The sequence below is a fragment of the Alphaproteobacteria bacterium genome, assembly GCA_019695395.1.
Lineage (GTDB): Bacteria > Pseudomonadota > Alphaproteobacteria > JAEUKQ01 > JAIBAD01 > JAIBAD01.
Map to the genome: position 1 here is coordinate 34,767 of JAIBAD010000007.1, position 19,808 is coordinate 54,574.

Here is a 19,808-nt window from a genome sequence, read left to right on the forward strand (position 1 = left end):
ATGATATGAGCATTATTGGAAAACATCTTTTATCTTTGGGTATTCAATTACCCAAAGTTGCCAAGCCAGTTGCAAATTATATTCCTGCCATGATTGTTGATAATTTGGTCTATGTATCAGGTCAAATTACCAGCTGGGAAGGTGAGGTAAAGTTTAAAGGTAAGGTTGGAAAAGATTTTGATATTCCCCAGGGTATTGAAGCTGCAAGATTATGCGGGCTTAATATATTAGCCCAATTAGAATATTTGCTTGGGGATTTAGACCGCGTGAAAAGATGCATAAAATTGGGTGTTTTCGTAAATGCCGCCGAAAATTTTTTCGATCATCCGAAAGTTGCCAATGGCGCCTCTGATCTTATGGTTCAGGTATTTGGGGATGCAGGAAAACATGTGCGTTTTGCCGTTGGTAGTTATAATTTACCCTTAAATGTTGCTGTTGAAGTTGAAGGATTATTTGAAATCACAACACCTATGTGATTAGGTACTTTAGTTTAATTACAATTTTCATCCTTAGGAAGGGTTTTATAACGCTCCCTAAGAATTTATTTTCCAGGATTGTTTTAATAAAGAATAATGTTATAATCATTTTATTATGAATAACATTGCTCTAAATATAAAACAGAACAATACTTTTCGCTATAACTCACTAAGAAATTTTAGTGATGGTCAATTTTTAGCTGAAAAAGCTAATATATCAATTTTAAGTTTACACTCATCAAAAAAATTTGAAAAAGAATTAGAGAAATTATTAGATGAACTTGTTATAGATTTAAAAGGTCTTCTAAAAAATTTTAAAGAGCTTTATATTACGCCACTCAAAAAAGAAAAAAAATACTTTTTAACTTTAAATAAAAAACATTCAAAAGAAGATTTTGAAAAAAAGATAGAAAATTATATAAATTTTAAAGAATTTTCCAAAGAGCTTTTAGAAAAGCGTCTTACAATTAATAATGATTTAGTTAAAGATTTTAAAAAAACTAACACTATAATTTACAAAAAGACATCATTTTTTTGGAAAGAGGAAGAAAAAATATGGCTTCAATCTTTTGAATTAATTCAGGAAAATTTAAAAATTCTAAAAATGATGAAAGAAATACATTATCCTTCCAAACCTGTTACTAAGATGGTTTCAAATTCGAAAGAACTAAAAAAAGAATTTAGGCGTATTTTAGGATAAAATGCTACGAATAATTTATGCTGAAGGATTTTTTGCTTCTTTAAAAAAATTAAAGAATCCAAAGTTAGTAAAAAAAATTGAAGAAAAAATTGCATACATTATTGATAATCCCAAAGCACCTGGATCTCAATTTAAAAAAGTACGCGGTATAAAACCTAAAAATATGTATGAATGTCGTCTTAATCAAGGTGATAGATTATATCTATACGAAGAATATGATGATAAAGGTGTTTATTATATAGCTTTTGATGTGGGTCATCATGACTCATTAAAGAAAATTAAATAATTTGATATAAAAATAATTAATAGATAATTAACTAATATTTTATATGTAAAATGTAATTCCATAATTTAGTAAGGGGGAAAATTATGTTTTATATGAATAAAATATTTTTTAGATTAACTATCTTAATCTTAATTATTCTATTATCTGCTTGTCGTTCTTCTACACCACCCCAACCAAAACCAGGTGATTATCCTGGTACAAGCGCACCCTGGCCTTCTTTAAACAGCAGTCACCAACCCATTGCGTCAATAAGCGATAGCTATGACAATGATATAAAAGAAAGATCAAGCATTAAAGAAACACAATCAAAAGAAATTGAAGATTAATTTTTAATAACTAAATAAAAAGGCTATTTAAAAATAGCCTTTTTATTTTATAAAATATCATCATTATTTAATAAATTTAAAAGATTTTATAAAAAATAATTCCCTTAAAAATTGGCGTAAATCCTAAATAAAATAAAGGTTTATGGATAGGCTGGTAAGAATTCACTTGACAAAGTAATTGGAATGTGTTAGATGTCGTCATAATTGAATTATTGTATCTACGCCATTTTAATAAAAAGCCATTTAAAGCCCTTGTCCTTGGACAAGGGTTTTTTTATTGGCGCATTTAATGCGCCAGTGGGGCTTTTTTATGAATTTTTGATAAGAAAGGGAAATGAAATGTCTATTCTATATGATGCTGAACTTGGGAAACAAATCTGTATTCAACTCGCCATGGGGTATAGTTTAGAAAAACTTGATGGTGAGAATAATGATTTTCCACCTCTGCCTCAAATCATGGCTTGGTTGATGGAAGAGACTGATTTCTTCACCCTGTATGAAAAAGCCAGAAGAATTCATAGCGATCTTATTACCGACCGTGTGGCCAGTATTGTTAGAAAAGCGCAACAGTTATTGGAACATGATACATCTTTAACCCCATCGCAGCGCCTATCCTATAGCAGGATGGTCATTGGTAGCAGCAAATGGTTGGTTAATCGCCTGAACCCTAAGAAATCTATGCCTCGATCTCAAAACCCATCCAAAACCCAACAGAAAAGAATGGATAAAATGCAAACTATGGTACAAAACCATAGTGGCTTTGTTGATTTGCCAATAAGTTAATTTCTAATGTCCTAAGAACAATTTAACTTATTCATGCAGGTAAATAAGCTAACAAGAAGAATTGTTTTTATTGAACAAAATTGATATATAAACAAAAATAATAGCAACTAAATTAAGAAATATAAAATTTACAAAAATGAAAAAAATATTCAATTATATTATTGCTATTATCTTAATTAAATCATGCTATTTTTTTTGACCCCATCGCCATTGCCAATTTTGATCCGATTTTTTCCAAGCAATCCAAATTATGCTTGTCATTAAAACAACCATAATCAATATTGCTATACCTATAGGAATAAAATTCAAATCTTGAAGATTTAAAAACCACACAAGAAGAATTGTAAATAAACATATATGAATAAATAAACAAAGCCAGCCCTGCCAACTTATAGGATAGGCACCCAACCCATAATTTTTTACCTTAAACCAAGCTTTTTGATGAGGGAGAACTGGCACAGTTGATCCAATGTAAGTTAACTATAAAGTTTTAAATTAAAATAATAACTCAATTTTCAAAAAAATGGACTTTAGGAAATTGGACGTAAACATTTATTTGCAAATCTAGCTGGATCTGTTTTTAAAGGTGGTGTTCCTTCAATCCCATTTGCAATTTTGTTATGAATATTATTTTCCCAATCTAATGTTTGTTGTACACCAAGATAGTTACTTCCATTTTCGCTTAAAAATTGCTGACCTTTATGTAAATCCAATGCTTGTTGCCATTCTTGTCGTGCTTGATCTGGTAATCCTACTTGCCAATAGGCATCCCCAAGATGCAACCGAATTTCTGGATTCCCAGGTTCTCCTAATGCTGCTTGACATAAGGGCGGGACAGATTCTTCATAACGGGCAAGCTTATATAAAATCCATCCATATGTATCTAAGGCTGATACATTATCTGGGTTATGCGCCAAAACTTTAACAATTAAATCATACGCTTGTTCCAAATTACGATCAGATTGGACCCAGCTATAAGCCAAATTATTCATACCTGTATAATCACCTCTGTTAGCTGCCTGTTGATACCAGTATTCAGCTTGTTTTTGATCTCTAGGCACACCCAAAGCAAAATCATATGCATAGCCTAAATTAACAATAGCCACTAAATGTCCAGCTTTTGCAGCTTGTTGATAAAATTTTATGGATTCTTCTAAATCTTTATTAACACCCAAACCACGGCTATACATATAGCCCAGGCCATATTGGCCTTCGGGATTACCTTGATTAGCCAAATCATTAAAAAGAGTAAGAGCATCTACATAATCATTACGCTTAATGGCATCCCATGCTTCTTCAACATTTGTTGCAGCATAAAGTTCAACCGCATTGAAACACATTAAAATAGCAAAAAAAACGATGAAATTTTTTATTCTTTTCACGGAAAACAACCTTTTAAAATAAAAATAAATTATACTTATAAAATAACCTATAAAGATTAAAGAATCTTTACGATGAATAATGTAAGGTTAATTGGTCTGAATCATATCCAACATGAACTTTGCCACCTTTTTTAAGACATCCAAACAATAATTCTTCAGCCAATGGTTTTTTAATATGTTCTTGAATTATACGGGCTAAAGGACGGGCCCCAAAAAAACGATCATATCCTTTTTCTGCAAGCCATTGTTTTGCTTTTTTATCAACTTCTAATATAACTTTTCGTTCTATCAATTGTCTATTAAGATTATCTATAAATTTATCAACAATTTTTATCACAATATTAAAATCTAAAGAATTAAAACTTATAATCGCATCAAGACGATTACGAAATTCTGGGGAAAAAAGTTTGTTAATTTGCTCTAGATCATCACCTATTCTTTCTTCACGACCAAAACCAATTGGCGATTTAGCCATTTCTGTTGCCCCTGCATTTGTTGTCATAATAAGGATCACATTACGGAAATTAACTACTTTACCATTATGATCTGTTAAAGACCCATGATCCATCACTTGCAAAAGAATATTGAAAATATCAGGATGGGCTTTTTCAATTTCATCCAATAATAAAACAGCATAAGGATGCTGATCAACCGCATCTGTTAATAATCCATTTTGATCAAAGCCTACATAACCAGGGGGTGCGCCCAAAAGTCTTGAAACTGCATGCCGTTCCATATATTCAGACATATCAAAACGAAGAAGTTTTATATTTAAACCATCAGCCAATTGTTTGGCAATTTCTGTTTTACCAACACCTGTGGGGCCAGCAAACAAATAACACCCAATAGGTTTTTCTTTATCCCGCAACCCAGCACGCGATAATTTAATAGCATCAACCAATTCTTGAATTGGTTTTTCTTGACCAAAAACCATCTTTTGTAAAGTATGGTGTAAATTCTTAAGCATTTTTTGATCGTCTAAAGACACTTCTTTAATTGGTACACGAGCAAGTTCAGCTACCACATCTTCGATATCTTTTGGGACAATTTTTTTAACTTTTCTTCCCATACTACGCATCATATGTTTGGCACCCGCTTCATCCAAAATATCAATAGCTTTATCTGGCAATTTCCGTTCTGATATATAACGCACAGAAAGATCTACAGCTGTTTTGATAGCCTCATTGCTATAGTGAACCTTGTGATGTTTTTCATAATAAGGTTTTAGTCCTTGAAGAATTTTTATACAATCTTCAATTGACGGTTCTTGAACATCAATTTTTTGGAACCGCCTGGCAAGAGCTCGATCTTTTTCAAAATAATTTTTATATTCTTTATAGGTTGTGGCCCCTATACACTTTAATGCACCATTTGCCAAAACAGGTTTAAACAAATTTGATGCATCCATGGCCCCACCACTTGTTGATCCTGCGCCGACTAATGTATGAATTTCATCAATAAATAATATAGCATGTTCTTTATTTTGTAATTCTCCAAGAACAGCTTTAACGCGTTCTTCAAAATCACCCCGATACCGTGTACCCGCCAATAGCCCCCCAACATCCAAACTATAAACAACAGAATCTTTTAATATCAAAGGAACATTATGATGAACAATTTGATAGGCCAATCCTTCGGCAATGGCTGTCTTACCAACACCTGGATCCCCAACATATAAAGGGTTATTTTTGGTTCGCCTACATAAGATTTGGATCGTTCTTTCAATTTCCTGGGCCCGCCCAATTAAAGGATCAATCTTACCTTTAAGGGCTTTTTCATTTAAATTAATACAGTAATTTTTTAAAGCTTCATTTTCTTGATCAGAAACTGTTTCCTCTTTAGGTTTGTTTTCTGGTTTAATACTTTCTTGAACTTCTTTATAATCTTCTTTTATCTTTGGCAATTTAACATCTGGAATGGAGTGTCCAATTTTTTGCATTGTATTAAGTTTGGACATATTTTGCTCTTGCATAAAATAAACAGCATGGCTTTCTTGTTCAGAAAAGAAAGCTACCAATAAATTTGCCCCAGTAACTTTTTCACGGTTCGCAGATTCTACTTGGATGACCGCGCGCTGTACCACACGTTGAAAACTTAATGTCGGTCGTGATTCAGCCAAACGGTCCGCAACCAAATTAGAAAGTTGATGATCTAAAAATTGTTCTAAATCTCCACGCAATTTTTTTAAATTGACACGACACCTTTGAAAAACAACCAAAGCATCAGGATCATCCATTAAAGCCCATAATAAATGTTCAAGCGTTGCGAATTCATGGCGCCGATCATGGGCACATTTTAAAGCACGTCTTAACGTATTTTCAAGGTCAGTTGAGAGCATTATTCTTTTTCCATTGTACATTGCAAAGGATAATCATGTTGTTTTGCAAAATCACTTACTTGAGCGATTTTATTTTCAGCCACCTCAAAAGGATAAAAGCCACAAAGACCTATTCCTCGATGATGAACATGTAACATAATTTCTTTGGCTGTTTCATAATTTTTTTGAAAAAAATGTTCTAAAACATGAACAACAAAATCCATCGGTGTAAAGTCGTCATTATGTAAAAAAACCTTATACATTGAAGGTTTTTTTGATTTCATTTTTACCAATGTATTTGGTTTTTCATCCAATATAATTATAGGCTCATTTTTTTTATGCATATATAACTCAAATTTTTAATACCCTATTTCATGCAATAAAAATTACACAATAAAGTTAAAAATAAATTTTCAAAAAAGCTTATCTTTAAATTCTTGACTAGGCTTATAATTATTTTTATTATACCTTAGTTTTATAAAAAAAACAGCTATTTTACTCTGTTTAACTATAAAATATGTAATCCAATTTCTTTAAGAAATATTTCGGAATTAAAATATTTCAATTATTTTAAACATTAATCTATGGATGAAAATTTTTCATTTTATAGTAAAAAAATTATAAAATGGGCTTAAACTTAATATGCCTATTTTATTTTAAAAAAAGTTAGCTTAAATAAAATTCTTATATTATAGTCGAATAATTTGAAATCAATAATAAGATAAAATAATTAAGGATGATAATAATGCCCCTGAAATTATGTAATTTTTTAAATAAAATTACGTTTAATCAATTAAAAATTCTCTTGATATTAAGTTTTTTTGGGGTGTCCTATTTAATTACAGCACAAACTTTTGCAGCTGTACGATATGAATCAATTATTGTTAACGCACAAACTGGAAATATTTTATTTGAATCCAATGCTAACTTACCTACTTATCCTGCGTCTTTAACAAAAATGATGACTTTATTATTACTGTTTGAAGCTTTGGAAAAAGGTCAGTTACGTATGGATCAAAATATTGTTATATCAGAGCGTGCTGCAAGTAAACCCGCAACAAATATGAATGTTAAAACTGGCGCCCGTATGAATGTGGAGACAGCTATTAAGGCTATTATTATACGCTCGGCCAATGATATTGCCTGTGCTATAGCAGAAACATTAGCTGGAAGTGAAGAAAATTTTGCTAAATTAATGACAGCAAAAGCTAAACAAATTGGAATGATCCAAACCGTATTTCGTAATGCCTCTGGACTCCCAGATTCTGGTCAAATAACAAGTGCGCGCGACATGGCGACATTAGCACTAACCCTTATGCGTGAATATCCTGCCTATTATCCTTATTTTTCAGAAAGAGCTTTTTCTTATCAGGGCCGAAAATATACAACACATAACCGTATTCTAAATAATTATGCAGGTGCTGATGGTCTTAAAACCGGTTTCATTCGAGCCTCAGGGTTTAATCTTGTTAGTTCTGCTAAACGCAATGGACAAAGACTTATAGGCGTGGTCTTGGGCGGGGAATCTGCAAGCTGGCGTGATAAACATATGATGCGTTTATTTGATCGTGGATTTTCAATGCTTCAAAATCCATCAACAAGTAACGGGACAAATAAAACTGTTACACCGCCCCCTGGTCCTTTTGAATGGAATGAAGCTAATAATTCTAAAGCATCTCCCGTACCTGTTGAAGCAGAGGGTGATACAGATGAGGCATCTTCCCCCTACGAGACACCTAAAAAAGCTGCACCACCTAAAATTACAAAACCACCTATTTCAACTGGTAAGTGGAGCGTATCTGTTGGCAGCTACAAATTATATAATAGTGCTATGGCTGCGGCAAAAAAAGCATTACAAGCCATTCCTGCCAATCAAAAAAGTGGGGCTCTTGTTAAAGTTGATACAATTAAACAAGGAAAAGGACGTGTTTATCGCGCCCGTATCGGTGGACTTGTCAATAAAGATAAAGCACAAAGCATATGCACTGTGTTAAAATCTAAGAAACAATCTTGTGCTGTATTACAATTATCTTAAAATATTTATTGTGACTAAATTAAGCCTTACGACCAATTCTAAAAATTAAGTCTTGGGGCCAGTTTTAAAAGTTAGGCCTTGCGGCCCAGGCTTAAAGGTTAGGCCTTACGGCCAAGGGAATAATAAGAAAACCCGAATTTTTGCATATCTATTGGATTATAAATGTTACGTAAATCAATAATCACAGGATTATGTAATAGCTTTTTTATCTTCGATAAATTTAACGCCCGAAATTCATTCCATTCTGTTAAAATAACTAAAAGATCTGCCTGTTTCATCGTTTCATAGGCATGATCACAATAAGTTACATAATTTATATGCTTTTTCATTTCTGCCATTCCGTAAGGATCAAAAACAAACAGCTTTGCACCCTTTTTGTGAAGAGCGGGTAAAATGGTTAAAGCAATACTTTCACGGACATCATCCGTATTAGGTTTAAAAGTCAAACCTAATATGGCAATTTTTTTACCTTTCAGACGAGGTCCCGCAATTTTAATGATACGTGCTGCCATATTAACTTTACGATTCTGATTAATTTTTATTGTTGCTTCAACCAGAAGTTGCGGCGTTTTATATTCTTTAGCAGTTCGAATAAAAGCTTTAGTATCTTTGGGAAAACACGATCCACCAAATCCGGGTCCCGCATGTAAAAATTTTTGCCCTATACGCCCATCAAGACCAATACCCTTGGCTACATCTTGAACATTGGCACCTACCTTTTCACATAAATCAGATATTTGATTAATAAAAGTTACCTTCATGGCCAAGAAGCTATTTGAAGCGTATTTGATTATTTCAGCACTTTCCAAGCTGGTACGTACAATAGGGGTTTCTCTTAGATAAAGAGGTCTATATAATTGGCACATGAATTGATATGCCTCTTCTGTTTCAACACCAATAATAACACGATCAGGGCGCATAAAATCATTAATTGCTGATCCTTCTCGTAAAAATTCCGGATTGGAAACTATATCAAATTTTATGGATGGGCGTATTTTTTTTATAATTTCCTTTATTTTTTTCCCTGTACCTATAGGCACAGTTGATTTAGTAACAATGATTTTATATCCACCCATACAATGGGCAATTTGCTTTGCTGCATCATAAATAAAACGTAAATCAGCATGCCCGCTTCCCCGTCTTTCTGGTGTCCCAACCGCAATAAAAATCACATCTGCTTTTTTAACAGCATTTTGCAAATCAGTTGTAAAAGACAAACGACGGCTTTTTTGATTACGATGAACCAGATTTTCCAAATCTGGTTCATAAATTGGTAATCGTCCTTGCTGTAATTCTTTAATTTTACCAGTATCATGATCAATACATGTAACCTCAAATCCAAATTCAGAGAAACATGCTCCTGACACTAATCCTACATACCCTGCCCCTACCATCGCAATATGTATCATGGCATTTCTTTCCTTAGTAAAGATTATTTGGTCTTGGTGCTATAATCTTTAACAATATTGTGAATTGTTACCCCAAAATCTGGATGTCTTAAAGCAAAAGCAAGATTGGCTTCAAAAAAGCCAATTTTATCCCCACAATCAAAACGTTTGCCTGAAAAACGATACCCATGAAAAGGCACATCCCCAATCATATGGGCCATAGCATCGGTAAGTTGAATTTCCCCACCCGACCCTCTTTCTTTTCGATCTAAAATATTAAAGATGCCAGGCTGCAAAATATATCGTCCAATAATTGAAAGTGTTGATGGTGCGTGCGCCGGATCAGGTTTTTCAACTAAACCCTTAACTTCTACCATTGAACCTTTATCTGTACCAACCTTTAAAATTCCATAGCGGTTCGTTTGATCGCGTGGCACATCCATAACAGCGACTACATTACCATCAACCTTTTCATAAATATCTACCATTTGTTTCAAACAAGGAGGTTCTGCCAAAATCAAATCGTCAGCCAACAATACCGCCACAGGTTCATCATGGATAAGATGCCTTGCGCACCATACAGCGTGCCCCAAACCCAAAGGTTCTTGTTGCCGTAAATAAATAGCCTGCCCTGGCAAGGGTAAAATATCTGCCAAATCCCTAATTTCTTTTGATTTGCCACGTTGCCGCAAAGTTTCCATAAGTTCAAATGAATAATCAAAATGATCTTCAATAACAGTTTTACCCCGTCCTGTTACAAAAATAAACTGTTCAATACCCGCAGCTTTGGCTTCTTCAACGGCATATTGTATTAAAGGTTTATCCACAACGGTTAACATTTCTTTGGGCATAGCCTTGGTTGCAGGTAAAAATCTTGTGCCTAAACCACCGACAGGAAAAATTGCTTTACGTACAGGTTTAACCATTATATTTCCCTAAAATTATAAATTATGATTTTTGTTTATCTAAATAAGCAGAAAGAAGAAACGCGGACCGATTGTCATGAGTACGATAATAGTTCAAAAGCGTCTGCAATGTTTCTGATTTTAGCTCGCTTAACCTTGAACCTACTTCCGGGCCACTTGTAATAAATCCATCGATAACTTGACCTTCTTGGTCGAGGCTAATTTTTAAAAATGTTGCCTGCATAATTTTTGATTCTGAAACATCTTTATGAATTTTTTCTTCATGAAGAATTGGGCCAGTTTCCAAATTTTTTATACTTTTTACCCTGAGCAAGGGCCATAATATAATTCTACCAATCAAGGCAATCAAACTAACAAAAAAAGCAAAAAGCCATAATCCAGCAAAACAAAGAACAACTAAAAATATAATTGTAAATCCTAAAATAACCCATGACATAATTTGGACGATATTCATCTTCACCCTATTTAAATATAATTGTGCATTCATAGCATGTTTCATTCGAAAAGATAAGATTTTCTTATAATTTTCATTATCATGGATTATATAGGGATTATGCAATTTAATTTAAAGTTTTGTTATTTAAATTATAAAAATTAAGGAAGATAAAATTAATCTTATCTTCCTTTCAATTTATAAGTTCATATTAACTTGTGACATATTGATTTTTTCTTAGGCTTGTATAGGCAATTACAATCAAAAGTATGACAGCAAGAACAAGCGATGAATCAACTGTACCCAGGTCTAATCCACCTTTTTCATGCGTCTTGGTTAAAAAGTCACCCAACGTAGCCCCAAATGGACGTGTTAAAATAAAAGCTAACCAAAATAACACAACCTTTGAAATGCGTGTATAAAATGCAGCTAAAGCTATTAAAGCTAAAATACCGCTGATTAAAAGCGCACCACCCGCAAACCCAAGCCCTGAATCGTCCGCTAAAAAATCACCTAAAGCAGTTCCTAAAGTATTTGAAAACAGTATGGTAATCCAATAAAACAATTCGACTTTTACAGTTTTAATATTGGTTACAGATAAAGACCCCACATTAAAACGCCATATCATAAGAATAGCGATAAGAATACAAATTAAAATTGCCGACCCTGTTGCATAACCCAGCCCCAAAGTTCGATCCATATAATCAGACATTGTTGTGCCTGCCGTACTTGTTGAAAGTATGACTAACCAATAAAGCAAAGCATAATGTTTTTTAGCCATCATTTGTGCAATAAGTGTAGCTAGAAATATACTAATTAAAATTATTGAACTTGCAGCATAACCAACATTCATTGTCATCGATAAAAGGTCACCAGCCGTTTCACCCAAAGTTGTTGCACATATTTTCATAATCCAAAAATATAAAGTAATTTCTGGTAATTTATTCATCATTATTTCATCTTCTCGTAAATCAATAATTTGTTCGTTTTTTATATTCATTTACCGAATCCTTTAAAATAATTATTGTATTGATAAGTAATATCCATAAAAATAGAGTTTTTAATTTGTAATTATACAATATGGCTAAATTAAGCCAAAAAATTTTTAAAATTATTTTAGTAAAATTAACTATTTTTAGGAACAAAAATTTCAACACGACGATTTTGTTGTCGTCCTTCTGGATTGTCAGAACCATCTGGATGTTGATTGGGTGCAACGGGCTGGCGTGCCGCATAAGCTTCAACCTTAATTGTTGGCTTTTGTTGTAGATTTTTTAAAAACCAATCTCGGACTGTTTCCGCACGTTTTTTAGATAAATTTTGATTATACGGCTCTGTACCTATGGAATCGGTATGTCCTGCTATTTTCAATTGTTTAACCTGTTGACGGTTTAAAAACTCAGCAATTTTTTTCAATGTTTCGTTTGCTGACGGACGCAATGTTATCTTATTAAAATCAAATAAAATATCCCCTAATACCTCGATCTTTAATTCCGTTTCAGTTTCTGTTATTTTAATCCCATTGGTATTTTGTTGTAAATTGTGCAAATCCTTCGTCAAATCATTGGATGTCGTTTGAACATTATTGCTATTGCCTTGAACGCTGGCAATTGTTGCTTGTACTTTATTAATTGTCACCAAAACATTATTAATCGTTTTATTGTGCGATGAAGGTATTGGTAGATTGGTTGGATCGTCACTTGTATCGTCTTTGGTTTGCGCATTTAATAATACTGGAAGCAAAAAACCAACAAAGCATATAAAATACAAAAGGTACCTTTTCAAAACATAATTCCTTTAGGAAAAATTATTCGGTTATCGTAACCTTTTCAAAAGGTTCACCAACCTTATCAATATAAACATCAATTGCTTTTACATCTTTGGGTGGGGCTGGAAAACGTACCCACATCGCATATTCAGATTTAGGTGCAACAACAACCTTATCCCCATGTTTACGACCCAAAGGATACCCATTTGTTGTTAAAACTTCATATTGTTTTTTATCTTTTAAATCTAGTAAATAATGTTCTTTTCCCAAAAGATAGGGGTTTCCACTATCTGCTAATTCTATAGGTTGATCTGTATTATTGATATAGACCCAACGCAAAGTTACAATATCATCCCCAGTTCTTTTCAATTCAGTAATTTTAACTGTTATACCTTGAATATCATAATCATGAACAATGGGTTCAGGTGTTTGGGATATAGCATATTGGGGTAAAAATAAAAAAGAATTGCCTAAAACAATTCCTATAACAAAAGCATATTTAAAGAAATTTTTAAACATTTTAACCCTTTTCATTTTTGTAAAGACCAACCAGACACTTTTTAAGTCATATCAAATTTTTAATTAAAAATCAAGTTTATTTAAAAGCAATCTGTTAAATAAATTAATAAAATTTTATCTAATTGTATCAGACTTAATCCATATTGCTGTATCATGAAAAACTGCTCCACCAGCTGGAAACCCAGGATCCACACTGGTTAAAACGTTAATCCCCTTACCTTCAACAAAATCTTTTGATGGCCATATGCTTTCAACCACCACAACACCCGGTTGTACCCCATCAAAAAATTTCACATGGATTTTCAATGATCCTTGTTTATTACCAATGGTCACAAGATCACCTTCTTTTATATTCAAATGATAACAATCTTGAGGATGAATTAATAATGTTGGTCTATTTTCACGTTTTCTAGATGTTGGGGTTTGGGTAAAAGTTGTATTTAAAAACTGTCTAGCAGGTGCCGTCACCAACCGAAAAGGGTGGATATCATTACTTTGGTCAATATTTTCATAATAATCAGGCCATAGGGGTAAAGATCCAGAATGATCCGTAAAAGACCAATTGGGTTTAAAATGAAATTTTCGATCCTTATGCCCATAGCCATTTAGAAAATGGGCTTCTTTAAAATCAAGGGCACAATCCAACCATTTATTTTTTTGAAAATAATCAATGCCGGGTTTACCTGACATTTTTAATGTTTGGTCAATAATCTCAATCTCCGTCAAATTAAAACCTGGGTGTTTAGCCCCCAAACGCTTAGCTAACTCACAAATAACCCAATGGTTCGATCGCGCTTGACCCAAAGGTTCTAAGATCTTAGGACCTAATTGTAAATAAGTATGACCGCCCGCCACGTAAAAATCATCATGCTCCAAAAAAGTGGTGGCAGGAAGCACAATATCCGCCATCGATGCGGTTTCTGTTAAAAATTGCTCGTGGACACATATAAATAAATCTTTTCTGGACATTCCTTGGTAAACTTGGTTTGAATCAGGGCATACATTTATAGGATTCGTATTTTGAATGAATAAAGCTTTAATAGGTGGGCCATTTCCAAGATCAGTTTTGTTGCCATTCAAAATTGGGCCAATTCGGGATTGATCAAGCATACGAACATTTGGGTTTAAATAATCCAATCCTTCGATTAACGTTTTATCAAGCTTATATAAATCCCTTCCTTGACTATAAAGTGCCCCACCCCCTTCATAACGCCATGCCCCCGTTAGGGCAGGAAGACAAGTAACAGCATGAACGTTAACAGATCCATTGCGTGATCTTGAAAAACCATATCCAATGCGAATAAAGCTGCGTTTTGTTTGTCCATAAAGTTTGGCAAAATCTGTTATCTCATCCGTAGATAGACCTGTAATTGATGATGCCCATTCAGGCGTACGCGTGACAAGATGCTGCTTTAACCCTTCGGGATCATCTGTATAGGTATGTACATAATCCCAATCAATATAATCTTCTTTAAATAAAACATGCATCATTGCACAAGCTAGCGCCCCATCTGTTCCCGGTTTTACCATAAGATGTTGATCTGCGCTTTCAGCTGTAGCAGTACGATAAGGATCAATAACAATAAATTTTGCCCCTTTTTCTTTACGGGCCTTCGTAATATGGGTCATAAGATTAACCTGGGTAGCTACCGGATTCCCACCCCACATAATAATAAGGTCAGAATGTTCGATTTCTCTGGCATCAACACCATATTTAATACCCACACCTGCCATCCATCCTTGATCGGCCAAGGTTGTACATATTGTAGATTTTTGACCTGAATATCCCATAACATGGCGTAATCTTTGAATACCATCACGTTGAACCAAACCCATGGTTCCTGCATAAAAATATGGCCAAATAGCCTCAGGCCCATAAATTGCAGCAATTTTAATTAATTTTTCACTTATATTATCAAGTGCCTGGTCCCAGAATATAGGTTTAAAGCCATCAATCCCACATCCCTTATCCCCTATACGTTGCATAGGCATAGTTAAACGATCTTTATGGTGTTGACGTTCGTAATAACGAGCAACCTTTGCACATACAATACCCGCTGTATAAGCTTGATCACGGGCACCATGAATGCGGCCGATGCGATTATTTCCTTTATATTCTATATCAAGAGCACAGGTGCTAGGACAATCATGAGGACAGACAGAATGAAATGTTTGTACATTCTCCATAATGTTATTAATAATAATTTTTATTGGAAAGAGGATTTACAGATAAATTACCCATAATCATTTTAACACATGTCCTTATTTTGAAACCAATCCGCTAAATTTTTTATGGCTTATGTAATAAAGCAAAGCAGATAAAAGCAAAATGGCAAAGCCTGCTTCGAAAACTTGATCAATATCTGCCATATTAATTGCATGGATAGTCAAGGCGCCAAGGCCCCCAAGCCCAATAAGAGAGGCAATCAACACCATGGATAAAGCTCTTGGCAAACTTTGATGAACAATCAAAGGTAAGGTTTTTGTGATGACCATCAAAATAACCAACCCATAAAAATGGAATAAATTCTCCCCCTCTTTTCTTTTTTTATGGGCATGCGTTTGAATTGATTTGGCAAGCGATAGAATAAACCCTGGCATAATATAGATTAATACCGCTATAAAACCTGCAACCAATCCAACACCAAAAAATATAATAGGCGGAATTAAATAAACAAAAATTGGCCATGTTTTTGCCCATTCAAAAAAAGGGAAAAAAAAATGACAAAAAGGATCAATAAAACCAATAAGTAAGGCCAAACAAAATGAAAGGAATCCTGCCATAAAAATGGCTAGTAAAACTAAAATTAATGTTTCCATCGTAGGAATCCATAACCCAAAATTTAAAATAAGAAGGGCACACCCACTTGTTACCAAACAAATCCCCCAACGTTTAAATAAAACATAAAGAATTACAACAATAACAAGAATAAACATCAAAGGCGGTATGTGTGCCACCAAATCCATACTGCCACCCAAAATAATAATAAAAAATTTTTCAATGCCATTTAGGATAGATGAAAGATTTGTTACAAGCCAATCTAATAAAAATTTTACCCATAAACCTATAGGAATTTTATAGTCTGCTATTTGATCAGAAAGCCAATTCATAAATTCAACAATATTTAGAATTTTAATTTTATTTATTTTTAAGTTCAAAAAATAAGTGTAGGGTATGAAAAAAATTTTGCAAGCTTTGTTCCATATTCCTCTTAAATATAAAGCCATATGAAATAAAAAAGGAACGATTGGTTAAATTTCATCCTATTTTATTCTTTTCTTAAATTGCATAAGTGCTATGCTTTTTCTTTATTTGTGGAATGGGTTAAAAATAACTTTAATAATGAAATGATTGTTTTTTCATAATTTTTCTATGAAAGGTGTCCCATGAAAAAAAATATTTTTTTCTCCTTACTGATAGGCTGTCTTTTATTTTTATCCACATTTGGTTATGCCCAAGATACACTTGTTGTGTATACAGTTTTTGACGCCAATCAAACCAAAATTTACGAAGACGCTTTCAAGCAAGTTCATCCAAATATAAATCTTGAATGGGTACGGGATTCAACTGGCCCAATTACTGCAAGATTATTAGCAGAAAAAAACAACCGCCAAGCTGATGTAATCTGGGGAATAGCCGCAACCAGTTTGATGGTTTTAAAAAAGCAAAATATGTTAGAACCTTATGCCTCACCTGATAGTCATAATTTAAAAGCAAATTTCAAAGATCAAGACAGGATTCCAAGTTGGATTGGTATGGATGCGTGGGCATCTGCTATTTGTTTTAATACCAAGGAAGCAAAAAAATTAAATCTATCTAAACCATCATCATGGCAGGATTTATTAAAACCAGAATATAAAAATCATATTGTGATGCCAAATCCCAATTCATCTGGGACGGGATATTTGACAGTTTCCGCATGGATTCAAACTATGGGTGAACAAAAGGCTTGGGCCTATATGGACGACCTTCATAAAAATATTGGAACGTATCTTCATTCTGGGTCTAAACCTTGTACAGAAACAGGACGCGGCGAATATCCTATTGGGATTTCTTATGCCTATCTTGGGGTTATGGAAAAAAATAAGGGTGCCCCTCTTGATATTATTCTACCCAAAGAAGGACTAGGATGGGAAATGGAAGGGGCTGCCATTATGAAAGGTACCAAAAAACTTGAAATGGCTAAACGTCTTTTGGATTTTGCAGCAAGCAAAAAAGCTAATGAACTTTATAGCCACGGCTATTCTGTTGTTGCGTATCCTGGTATTAAACCCCAAATTCCTGGATATCCAGAAGGAGAAGAAGAATTGCTTATTAAAAATGATTTATTGTGGGCCGCGGAAAATCACGACCGTATTGTAGAAGAATGGGAAAAACGTTATGGTCAAAAAAATGCACCCCAATAATTAATAAAAAAGTCAGATATAATCTAAATGACACTATTTTATTTAATTGATTGGTATGAATTTTTCTAATCATAAAAAAAGCAACCTTGTTCTTCATAAAATATGCAAAACATACGGATCATTTTTTGTTTTAAATGATTTAACCGTCACAATACCCCAAGGTTCTTTTACCTGTTTTCTTGGACCTTCAGGATCAGGTAAAACAACCTTGCTTCGGATTATTGCGGGATTAGACCACCCAACAAAAGGACAGATTTTTTGGCATGATCAGGATATTTCACCTTTATCTGTCCAAGAAAGAAATTTTGGTATTGTTTTTCAAAATTATGCTTTATTTCCAAATCTAACAGTTGAACAAAATATTGCGTTTGGCTTACAAAATTTACATACGCCTAAATCAAAAATTGCAGAAGATATAGATTTTTTTTGTGATGCTATGCATCTTCAAATGCACCGCCACAAATATCCCTGGCAACTTTCCGCGGGCCAACAACAACGTGTTGCCTTAGCACGAAGCCTTGCTCTTAAGCCTGATATTCTTCTCCTTGATGAACCTTTGTCGGCTCTTGATAATCAAATACGAATTGCCCTTCAAAAAATTATTATAGAATTCCATTATCAATTTAATTTAACAACTATTTTTGTAACCCATGATCAAGAAGAAGCGTTTCTTTTGGCAGATCAAATTATCGTGCTTCATGAAGGGGAAATCAAACAAATAGGTACACCTAAAGAAATTTATGGTGAGCCTAACAGTCTTTTTATGGCTAAATTTATAGGACTTACAAATATTTTACCTGCCCAAATTACAAGCCAACATAGTCTATTAATTGGTTCTCTATCTTTTGAGCATGATGATGCATCCAATTATAAAATTGGTGAACAAGTTCATCTAAGTATCAGACCTGAACACATTAAACTTGTCAAAAACCCAACAAATAATTTAACTCATATGCCTATATATGGATCAATAAAACACATTAATTTTATGGGACCTTTTTATCGAATCCATTTTCACCTAGAGCAAATCCCGCATATAGAAATTATTGTTGATCTATCAACCCAGCATTATGATGAATTTCATTTAAATGTAACAGATAAAATTTGGTTAGAATTACCCAAGAAATTTATAAAAATTTATCAATAAATTATGTAATAATTATGATTAATATATTAAGCCTTAAAGAAAAAAAAACCATTAAAATTATTTTATGCTTTATTGCTTTCTATTTAATTTTGACTATTTTTGTGCCTCTCTTTAATCTTCTAATAAAAAGTTTTTATACCGAAGAAGGTACGTTTGTTGGCGTAGATAATTATTTTTCTTATTTTACAAAATATGGTGTAGTCGAAAGCATTTGGCATAGCTTGATTATTGCTTTATCAACAGGCTTTATAACAACATTTTTTGCTTTTATATGTGCCTATGCCTTACAACATTCTACGTTAAAAAATAAAAAAATAATCGAGCTTGTTATTTCTATCCCCTTATTTTGTCCATCTTTATTACCGGGATTGGGTCTTATTTATCTTTTTGGCAATCAAGGATTAATTAAATTTTTACTTCCTTATCCTTTTTACGGTCCATTTGGAATTATTATGGGAGAAGTTTTTTATAGTTTTCCCTATGCTGTTTTAATCCTTATGACATCCCTTTCTCTTTTTGATCAAAGATTATTTGATGCAGCCTATATGTTACGTACATCAAAATTACGTATTTTTACATCTATCATTTGGCCAATATGTAAGTCAGGCCTTTTTAAAACATTTTTAATTGTTTTCATTACAAGCCTAACAGATTTTGGGGTACCCGCCATTGTTGGGGGAAATTACCGTGTTTTAGCAACCGACATTTATCAATATATTATTGGCCAATATAATTTTTCTTTGGGTTCTGTTGTGGCGGTTCTTTTATTACTACCAAGTTTAATGATTTTTTGCATTGATTATCTTTTTTTTAAAAAACAAAAAATTACCTTTATGCCTCATGCTATTCCTTATCAACCAAAACCCAGTATGATTAAAAATTCTATTTTATTCATTTTATCTTTAATCCCAGCAC

Annotated in this window: 21 protein-coding genes; 9 read left to right on the forward strand and 12 right to left on the reverse strand. The window is 33.3% G+C overall.

Annotated features, from left to right (window positions below):
• Nucleotides 1-5: 5 nt before the first annotated feature.
• The 5 genes from K1X44_02210 (at nucleotide 6) to K1X44_02230 (ending at nucleotide 2,571) form a co-directional block, all read left to right on the forward strand.
• The gene (locus tag K1X44_02210; GenBank protein MBX7146104.1) at nucleotides 6-476 is read left to right on the forward strand and encodes a RidA family protein; all 471 of its coding nucleotides are present in this window, start codon (nucleotides 6-8) and stop codon (nucleotides 474-476) included.
• Between the two features lie 115 nt (nucleotides 477-591).
• Nucleotides 592-1,176 carry a hypothetical protein gene (locus K1X44_02215; protein ID MBX7146105.1) on the forward strand — a complete coding sequence of 195 codons (585 nt, stop codon included), beginning with the start codon at nucleotides 592-594 and terminating at the stop codon, nucleotides 1,174-1,176.
• A gap of 1 nt (nucleotide 1,177) precedes the next feature.
• Complete coding sequence (locus K1X44_02220; GenBank protein ID MBX7146106.1) at nucleotides 1,178-1,462, forward strand: hypothetical protein; 285 nt, start codon at nucleotides 1,178-1,180, stop codon at nucleotides 1,460-1,462.
• Nucleotides 1,463-1,545: 83 nt separating this feature from the next.
• On the forward strand, nucleotides 1,546-1,788 hold the full coding sequence (locus tag K1X44_02225; GenBank protein MBX7146107.1) for a hypothetical protein: 243 nt from the start codon (nucleotides 1,546-1,548) through the stop codon (nucleotides 1,786-1,788).
• Nucleotides 1,789-2,127: 339 nt separating this feature from the next.
• Nucleotides 2,128-2,571 carry a hypothetical protein gene (locus K1X44_02230; protein ID MBX7146108.1) on the forward strand — a complete coding sequence of 148 codons (444 nt, stop codon included), beginning with the start codon at nucleotides 2,128-2,130 and terminating at the stop codon, nucleotides 2,569-2,571.
• 186 nt (nucleotides 2,572-2,757) lie between these two features.
• Here K1X44_02230 and K1X44_02235 read toward each other — a convergent pair whose 3' ends face one another.
• The 4 genes from K1X44_02235 to clpS all read right to left on the reverse strand — a co-directional run bounded on the left by K1X44_02235 (nucleotide 2,758) and on the right by clpS (nucleotide 6,614).
• Entirely contained in the window at nucleotides 2,758-3,030 is a 273-nt protein-coding gene (locus K1X44_02235) for a hypothetical protein (GenBank protein MBX7146109.1), read from the reverse strand.
• Between the two features lie 71 nt (nucleotides 3,031-3,101).
• Nucleotides 3,102-3,953, reverse strand: coding sequence for a sel1 repeat family protein (locus K1X44_02240; protein ID MBX7146110.1), 852 nt, complete (start codon nucleotides 3,951-3,953; stop codon nucleotides 3,102-3,104).
• A gap of 67 nt (nucleotides 3,954-4,020) precedes the next feature.
• On the reverse strand, nucleotides 4,021-6,291 hold the full coding sequence (gene clpA / locus K1X44_02245) for an ATP-dependent Clp protease ATP-binding subunit ClpA (protein MBX7146111.1): 2,271 nt from the start codon (nucleotides 6,289-6,291) through the stop codon (nucleotides 4,021-4,023).
• On the reverse strand, nucleotides 6,291-6,614 hold the full coding sequence (clpS, locus tag K1X44_02250) for an ATP-dependent Clp protease adapter ClpS (GenBank protein MBX7146112.1): 324 nt from the start codon (nucleotides 6,612-6,614) through the stop codon (nucleotides 6,291-6,293). The genes clpA and clpS overlap by 1 nt, the downstream gene beginning before the upstream one ends.
• A 401-nt stretch (nucleotides 6,615-7,015) precedes the next feature.
• On the opposite strand from clpS, the gene K1X44_02255 reads away from it, so the two are divergent.
• A complete protein-coding gene (locus tag K1X44_02255; protein ID MBX7146113.1) occupies nucleotides 7,016-8,305 on the forward strand; it encodes a D-alanyl-D-alanine carboxypeptidase in 1,290 nt (429 codons plus the stop codon).
• A 98-nt stretch (nucleotides 8,306-8,403) separates the two neighbouring features.
• Here the strand turns inward: K1X44_02255 and K1X44_02260 are convergent, their stop codons facing one another.
• The 8 genes from K1X44_02260 to K1X44_02295 form a co-directional block, all read right to left on the reverse strand.
• Entirely contained in the window at nucleotides 8,404-9,711 is a 1,308-nt protein-coding gene (locus tag K1X44_02260; GenBank protein MBX7146114.1) for a UDP-glucose/GDP-mannose dehydrogenase family protein, read from the reverse strand.
• A gap of 26 nt (nucleotides 9,712-9,737) precedes the next feature.
• Nucleotides 9,738-10,619: a UTP--glucose-1-phosphate uridylyltransferase GalU gene (galU, locus tag K1X44_02265; protein ID MBX7146115.1), complete on the reverse strand. Its 882-nt coding sequence runs from the start codon at nucleotides 10,617-10,619 to the stop codon at nucleotides 9,738-9,740.
• 22 nt (nucleotides 10,620-10,641) lie between these two features.
• Nucleotides 10,642-11,073: a hypothetical protein gene (locus tag K1X44_02270; GenBank protein ID MBX7146116.1), complete on the reverse strand. Its 432-nt coding sequence runs from the start codon at nucleotides 11,071-11,073 to the stop codon at nucleotides 10,642-10,644.
• A 190-nt stretch (nucleotides 11,074-11,263) separates the two neighbouring features.
• The gene (locus K1X44_02275) at nucleotides 11,264-12,001 is read right to left on the reverse strand and encodes a hypothetical protein (protein MBX7146117.1); all 738 of its coding nucleotides are present in this window, start codon (nucleotides 11,999-12,001) and stop codon (nucleotides 11,264-11,266) included.
• A 176-nt stretch (nucleotides 12,002-12,177) separates the two neighbouring features.
• Nucleotides 12,178-12,837 carry an OmpA family protein gene (locus K1X44_02280; protein MBX7146118.1) on the reverse strand — a complete coding sequence of 220 codons (660 nt, stop codon included), beginning with the start codon at nucleotides 12,835-12,837 and terminating at the stop codon, nucleotides 12,178-12,180.
• A gap of 22 nt (nucleotides 12,838-12,859) precedes the next feature.
• The gene (locus K1X44_02285; GenBank protein MBX7146119.1) at nucleotides 12,860-13,339 is read right to left on the reverse strand and encodes a hypothetical protein; all 480 of its coding nucleotides are present in this window, start codon (nucleotides 13,337-13,339) and stop codon (nucleotides 12,860-12,862) included.
• A 114-nt stretch (nucleotides 13,340-13,453) separates the two neighbouring features.
• Nucleotides 13,454-15,526 (reverse strand): molybdopterin oxidoreductase family protein, encoded by a 2,073-nt coding sequence (locus tag K1X44_02290; protein ID MBX7146120.1) that lies wholly within the window; start codon nucleotides 15,524-15,526, stop codon nucleotides 13,454-13,456.
• A gap of 75 nt (nucleotides 15,527-15,601) precedes the next feature.
• Nucleotides 15,602-16,450, reverse strand: a complete 849-nt coding sequence (locus K1X44_02295) for a hypothetical protein (protein MBX7146121.1) — start codon at nucleotides 16,448-16,450, stop codon at nucleotides 15,602-15,604.
• A gap of 276 nt (nucleotides 16,451-16,726) precedes the next feature.
• Between K1X44_02295 and K1X44_02300 the strand changes: the two genes are divergently transcribed.
• From K1X44_02300 to K1X44_02310, 3 genes are all read left to right on the forward strand, one after another.
• Entirely contained in the window at nucleotides 16,727-17,746 is a 1,020-nt protein-coding gene (locus tag K1X44_02300) for a putative 2-aminoethylphosphonate ABC transporter substrate-binding protein (GenBank protein MBX7146122.1), read from the forward strand.
• Between the two features lie 55 nt (nucleotides 17,747-17,801).
• The gene (locus tag K1X44_02305) at nucleotides 17,802-18,893 is read left to right on the forward strand and encodes an ATP-binding cassette domain-containing protein (GenBank protein ID MBX7146123.1); all 1,092 of its coding nucleotides are present in this window, start codon (nucleotides 17,802-17,804) and stop codon (nucleotides 18,891-18,893) included.
• A gap of 14 nt (nucleotides 18,894-18,907) precedes the next feature.
• On the forward strand, nucleotides 18,908-19,808 hold a 901-nt coding region (locus K1X44_02310; protein ID MBX7146124.1), incomplete at its 3' end, for an ABC transporter permease subunit.